The organism is Microcystis sp. M_QC_C_20170808_M3Col, assembly GCF_007095505.1.
Taxonomy (GTDB): Bacteria; Cyanobacteriota; Cyanobacteriia; order Cyanobacteriales; family Microcystaceae; genus Microcystis.
In genome coordinates, this window is the sequence record NZ_SFBY01000238.1 from 1 (window position 1) to 4,671 (window position 4,671).

Annotated in this window: 4 protein-coding genes; 1 reads left to right on the forward strand and 3 read right to left on the reverse strand. The window is 45.6% G+C overall.

Annotated features, from left to right (window positions below):
* The 3 genes from EWV84_RS10745 to EWV84_RS10755 form a co-directional block, all read right to left on the reverse strand.
* Positions 1 to 218 (reverse strand): helix-turn-helix domain-containing protein (locus EWV84_RS10745; protein ID WP_287077997.1); only part of this gene is annotated, 218 nt, incomplete at its 3' end.
* A 238-nt stretch (positions 219 to 456) separates the two neighbouring features.
* The gene (locus EWV84_RS10750; RefSeq protein ID WP_287077998.1) at positions 457 to 2,097 is read right to left on the reverse strand and encodes a DUF6930 domain-containing protein; all 1,641 of its coding nucleotides are present in this window, start codon (positions 2,095 to 2,097) and stop codon (positions 457 to 459) included.
* Between the two features lie 75 nt (positions 2,098 to 2,172).
* Entirely contained in the window at positions 2,173 to 4,251 is a 2,079-nt protein-coding gene (locus tag EWV84_RS10755; RefSeq protein WP_287077999.1) for a caspase family protein, read from the reverse strand.
* Between the two features lie 91 nt (positions 4,252 to 4,342).
* Between EWV84_RS10755 and EWV84_RS10760 the strand changes: the two genes are divergently transcribed.
* Positions 4,343 to 4,671 (forward strand): RNA-guided endonuclease InsQ/TnpB family protein (locus tag EWV84_RS10760; protein ID WP_287078000.1); only part of this gene is annotated, 329 nt, incomplete at its 3' end.

Below are 4,671 nucleotides of genomic sequence, written 5' to 3' on the forward strand. Positions count from 1 at the left end.
CTTACTTCATTGAGAAAGTCTAATTCTTCTTGCTTTTTCCAATCGGTTAGCATTGAAGAAGTTTGAGCGTAGCCTACTCTTTCTTGCTTTTCGTACCATGCTTGTGTTCTGAGATGGAGTGCCTTATTGTAAACTAATCTTACACAGCCCAAAGTGTGCCGCAATAGCGACTCTTGTTCTGGTGTGGGGTAAAATCGGAACCAATAGGCTTTCTCCATGTCTTACATTCTAGCATATATCGTGTAAATGCGCTAGTATTTAACAGTAAAGCCGTCGTAGAACGACGGGGTTTCAGACCCAAAATTTTCGATGACTACTGACTACTGGCTACTGACTCCTAACCCTAACAACAATTTTTGATTTTTACAAGAGGTCTACTGATTACTGTTTACTGATCACTGATTACTGATTACTGATTACTGATTACTGAAAAAAAGCCGCCGCTGCCCGTTCAAATTAACCGAAGTGAGGCATAAGAGTCAAAACTCCCAAGTCTAAATCTTTACTATTGATCGATGTTGCCTCATAGAGAGCCAACATATCGTTTAATTGGGGATTACCGCAGGAGGAACCGGTTACGCCCATGGCAATAATCAAACCACAATAACCCTCGGTATTTTTGATGCGTTTTTGCCAATTGCGGCGCGCGTTACGGTGGTCGGGATCGTCTTCCTCAAATTCCCCAAATAGATAGAGATCACCGTTAGCCATTTTCAGAATCCCCAGATCATAACGGGTATCTTCGAGGGGATCTTCGCCCGGGTTAAAACCAATAGCCGCCAAACCGCCAGCTTGTTCGATTTTTTCGATAATTTCCTTGGCTTTCGGTCGGGAGGTCTGGATCATCACCACGGGGAAACCCTCTCCTTTTGTCGGTACGGATTGGGGTTGATAATGGATTTTTGGACGACTGCGAATTTTATCTAATAATTGCCAGGGAACCATTCCCAGACTGAGATGTGCATTATCAGGAACTAAATCCTCCTTGAGTACGGATTCTTCCTCATCATCCTCATCCTCGTCGTCATCCTCCTCCAAGAGTTGCATAAATTCCGCACATAGATCGGGCATCGTGGCCACCGTCACCGCCAAGGTTTCCCCTTTTGCCTGTTCGGGATCGAGGGGAATGCGAAAACGACGCTGTAATTCTCCGATCGGTTCTTCGGATAAAGCGGATTGATTGCCTTTAAAAAAGCGCAACAGAGCCATTAAAGCTAAATATACCGTGATTGCTTCTTCTTCATCTAAATAGGGGCGAATACCTTCGTAGGGATGCACGCTGCCGAAAACTGGATGGATTTGGGAGGGGGCAGCCGAGGCTAGATCGTAGTCATCCTCATCATCGTCCTCATCATCATCGGCCAATTCGTAGCTTAAAAACCAGCAATCTTGGGAAAGAAAGGCCTTTTCTAATCTTTCCATCGATTTTTCTGCCAAAGCGGACTGCCGGAATTGTTTGAGGGATTCTAGGGAACGATAGAGAATGACTCCGTATTCCCGACCGAGCATTCCCATGACACAGGCGTAAAGATTCGGGAAATCGGGTCGATCGAGCTTAATTTCCAAAATATCGTAATCAGCTAAACAGGACCAGGGTTCAGCTTTCCAAATTTCGTGAGCGGTTTTCACTAAAGCGGACTGCCAAGTGGGAGGAATTGCCGGGGGGCGGTTATTTTGGAATTCGTCGAATCCACGAAAGAGATCATCGATCAGGGGCAAACTGGGGACATAATCGATGGTGATATCGAGATCTTGCAGTACCCCGCGCAGAAAAAACTGTGTTTCTCGATCGCGGACGATAATTTTTTTCGGTCTGGCTGGCCGGGCGGGACTTTGTGGTGTTTCGATGGCGCGGATTAAGGTTCTCACCATGGCCTCAGGCCCGGTTTCGGGGGAAACTACTTCCATAGCGCGTACACAGCCCTCGCTACCATCCACCCAGATCACGCACTCGCCGCCGCTTTCTTGATTTGGTTCTAAGGTGGCCCGGGGCATTCTCTCGGATAAGGATAAAGCACGACGATCTCCTTCCCAAACACTGGGAATTTGTGGGATTTTTTTGAGGCGGCTTTGGGTGGTCCGGGGCAGAAGATTCATCGGGAAATTTAGGGGTAGCTGTTTTAGGATTTTAACCTTTTCTTTTCAAGGATTCCATAAGAATTTTCTATCGATTTAGTCCATAACTTGATAAATAAACCGGAAACCTGACCAAGTTCCTAGATCAAAGGCGTATTCATCAATTACACTGCCAGAACTATCCATTTTTAGACCTAAATCTAATTTTAGATCGCGACCGAATGCTCTGGCTATTTCTAGGGGGTTGGTCAGGGTGAGCAGTTGGGTGGCTTCTCCTTTGACGTTTTGAGTAGCATTAAGGATTGTAAAGGTTTTTGGGAAAGGATGGCGACTGAGGATCAGTAGATTTTCTCTGATGCCCTTGGGTTGACTAATTTTCCAATGCCCTTGGCGGTCATTGGGGATGGTGGCCTTGCTTTTGGCCGCCACGACAAAGGGGGCCAATGGGCTGGAATTGGTGAAATTATCGGGGGTTTCTGAACAGGAACAGTATAAAAGCGGTTGGCGATCGCTGTTGAGGACAAGGATCAGTGCGTAGAGGGGTTGTTCTTCTTGATTCTCAATTTGATAGCGAATTTCCGTACCGACGGGCAGAATTAAGTCATTGTTAGCGTTATCGTTGGCCTTGCTATTATTGACGGCTTTTTTCGTTTGCAGACGGGAGATATAGATTTTATCAATGCTTTCCAGGGTGACAATGACGGCTAAACCGGAGGATTCTTGATTGATCAACAAGTGCCACAATTTGCAGGCCAGCAGGGTTTCTAGTTGCGATTGCAGTCGTTTGATTCCCGATTTAATTGCTTCGTTGACCGCCCCTAAACTACCGATAATTAGGGAGCCATTGGGAGATAATAACTGATAATTGCCAGTTTCTTCGCTATCAACTCGACTTAAGAGACAATCTACCGCTTGTTCGCCAATGTTAACCACGGCGGCCACATCGGGCAAACTGGCAAAGGTACTGGTGGCATCTACCCGTTCAATCCGGGTTAAGTTATTATCCAAACCGACGATTAAGCCGATTTGACTCGGAAAAACCCGCAATTTTTCCTCTAGAATCTGTCCTATTTCTAGGGAGGCGGTTGGTGATAATAACTGGGCTTTGGCTTTTAAACCCTGACGGGAGAGAATTTGTAGGCTGATTTCCTCCCCGGTCGCCTCAATAAAGCTCAAACAGGAGTTAATTCCGTAATTTTCTAGGATTTCTAAGGGCAGGCCGACCAGATTGACTTCTAGGGTGCGCTCGTCAATAAGATTTGTAACAATTGCCGCCCCACCCCTTGACTTTTCTGGATTTGTATGATAAAGCGCCGCAGAATTATTTTTTTGATTACTGGTTAGGATTGCCGGTTGCTGTTGTTCACTGCTGTGACTAGCGACGAGATTGCGGAGACGGGGAAAAGCGATCGCGATTGTCGGACTGGGGGAAACTTGCCAGAGATACTGAGTGAGATCATAGGTAAATAAGCCGGCATTGGGGCTATTACCGCTCAATTCCAGGGCGATTTGCTCTGGTTTAGCGGCAGCGAGAATAACGCCGTTACTAGGCTTATTTTTGAGGTTAAAACGGGTTTTAATATCGGCAGCGAAAGTTAACTCGGCGGGGTTAAGGTCACTAATGGTTCTAGAATAGGAGCGAACGCGGAGATTACCGAGATAGGGACGATTTTGGGGAAGATGACTACTATCAAAAATCAAGCTAAACTTATCCGTAGCTAGACAGCGAGCCAAAAGCAAAATATTTTCCTTAATTAGAGCATTTTCTGCCCCATCAGCAGCAATAAAAACCTCTTTTCGGGCCCCAACACTGCCATAACCGCTAAAGTGAAAAATTACTACATCCCCCGTTTTAGCTTGGGCGATCAGGTGTTCTAAAAAAGCCAATTCGATCGCTTCTCGACTGGCTTTTTGTCCCGTTAAAGTCACTATATCAGCATCCTGAAAGCCAAAACGATAACGGAGAAGGTCTTTTTGTAACTCCACATCGGTAAGACAACCGGGCAGCGGCGGAATATTCGCCCCATACTGGTCAATACCGACTAAAAGAGCCAATTTTCGGGGATTAGGGGCGGCGAGAGCAGCCAAATGACGGTTAACTGTCCCTTGACTAATCGCCAAAGTCAGCAACCCCCAACCTGTCTGCTGGATCAATTCTCGCCTAGTTATGTTCATCGAAAATTTTGGGTCTGAAACCCCGTCGTTCTACGACGGCTTTACTGTTAAATACTAGCGCATTTACACGATATATGCCAGAATGTGAGACATGGAAAAAGCCTATTCTTACCGATTTTACCCCACACCCGAACAAGAGTCGCTATTGCGGCGCACTTTGGGCTGTGTAAGATTAGTTGACAATAAAGCTCTCCATCTCAGAACAAAAGCATGGTACGAAAAGCAAGAAAGAGTAGCATATGCTGAAACTTCTTCAATGCTAACCGATTGGAAAAAGCAAGAAGAATTAGACTTTCTCAATGAAGTTAGTTGTGTACCTTTACAACAAGGGTTAAGACATTTACAAACAGCTTTTACTAACTTCTTTGCTGGTCGTACTAAGTATCCTAACTTTAAGAAAAAACATCAAGGAGGAAGTGC

What these genes read in the sequence shown, in the direction of transcription:
- EWV84_RS10755 (WP_287077999.1), bottom strand. Translation starts at nt 4,251, where the DNA reads ATGAACATAACTAGGCGAGAATTGATCCAGCAGACAGGTTGGGGGTTG.
- EWV84_RS10750 (WP_287077998.1), bottom strand. Translation starts at nt 2,097, where the DNA reads ATGAATCTTCTGCCCCGGACCACCCAAAGCCGCCTCAAAAAAATCCCA.